Annotated in this window: 2 protein-coding genes; both read left to right on the forward strand. The window is 60.2% G+C overall.

Annotation, left to right across the window (positions count from 1 at the left end):
* Nucleotides 1-144: 144 nt before the first annotated feature.
* Nucleotides 145-1,047: a hypothetical protein gene (locus NW827_RS03645; protein WP_414503350.1), complete on the forward strand. Its 903-nt coding sequence runs from the start codon at nucleotides 145-147 to the stop codon at nucleotides 1,045-1,047.
* A gap of 28 nt (nucleotides 1,048-1,075) precedes the next feature.
* The gene (locus NW827_RS03650) at nucleotides 1,076-1,198 is read left to right on the forward strand and encodes a hypothetical protein (RefSeq protein WP_414503351.1); all 123 of its coding nucleotides are present in this window, start codon (nucleotides 1,076-1,078) and stop codon (nucleotides 1,196-1,198) included.
* The last annotated feature ends 43 nt before the right edge of the window (nucleotides 1,199-1,241 follow it).

The raw sequence follows: 1,241 nt of genomic DNA on the forward strand, positions 1-1,241 counted from the left end.
GGCTTTGAGGGGAGAGCGTCGGTAGTCGGACTGGGTATCATTGCAACAGAGCATAACACATACGCTAACATCAGGAGGCATAACGGCGCGACGAGATAGTCACTCTCGGACCAGTGCTCTGATGAGTGGGGAGGTTCTGTAATTATGGCGACTGTAGGTTGGTTACAGCAACCATCGCTCGTTTGGCTCGGCACGCTGCATGGTGGTAAGGAATCCTTCGCTTCCGGCGTTTCCGCGGATGGCTCCGTTGTGGTCGGCGGGGCTTGCAACGCCGCTGGGCAGACGCGTGCCTTTCGCTGGACATATGCAACGGGGATGGAAGATCTCGGCACGCTGGGTGGAGATTGGAGCGGAGCTTATGGCGTTTCTGCGGACGGCTCGGTGGTGGTCGGCGTGGCTGAAAACGCCGATCGGCGTGAGCGCGCCTTTCGCTGGACGCGTGCAACGGGAATGGGAGATCTCGGCACGCTGGGTGGAGATTGGAGCGGAGCTTATGGCGTTTCTGCGGACGGCTCCGTTGTGGTTGGCGCGGCTTACAACGCCGCTGGGCAGCAAAGAGCCTTTCGCTGGACATTTTCAATGGGAATGGAAGACTTGGGCACGCCGCCAGATAGTGATGGAGGTTGGGCTGCAGGCGTCTCTGCGGACGGTTCGGTGGTGGTCGGTGCGGTTGAAATCGCCGCTGGGCAGCTGCGTACCTTTCGCTGGACGCGTGCAACGGGGGTGGAAGTTCTCGACTTGCTGGCAGATCCCTGCGGCGAGGTTTATGGCGTTTCTGCGGACGGCTCGGTGGTGGTCGGCACGGCTTGCATATCCTCGTCTATCATCGCCGCTTCGGTACCGCGTGCCTTTCGCTGGACACGGGCAATGGGGATGGAAGACCTGACCCTCACCTACGCCCACCTACTGACAGACGGTTCGGTACTTGAGGAAGTCAGAGCCATCTCACCCAGCGGGCGTTATATTGTAGGGTATGGTCGGAACGCTACCACCTGGCGCAAGGAAGCCTTCCTACTGGATACAGGTGTCTTGCAGCTAGGGATGTAGACTGCAACGGCTGTGTAGATGCGGCGGCATGCCACGAGCACTGTTTGCCTTCAGCGAGTGGGGCTACCGCTACGAGAATATCAACTGGGACAGCGCCATCTACGACGCCGACCTGCTGGAGGTGCTGTTCAACTTCGGCAGTGGGTGTTAGCCCTCACCCCCAGCCCCTCTCCCACTGCGTGGGAGAGGGGTGT

The organism is Synechococcus sp. H70.1 (assembly GCF_047502705.1).
Classification (GTDB): Bacteria; Cyanobacteriota; Cyanobacteriia; order Thermostichales; family Thermostichaceae; genus Thermostichus.

Bases quoted from the DNA above. Each gene is read 5' to 3' on its own strand.
- NW827_RS03650 (WP_414503351.1), top strand. From the start codon at position 1,076: ATGCCACGAGCACTGTTTGCCTTCAGCGAGTGGGGCTACCGCTACGAG.
- NW827_RS03645 (WP_414503350.1), top strand. From the start codon at position 145: ATGGCGACTGTAGGTTGGTTACAGCAACCATCGCTCGTTTGGCTCGGC.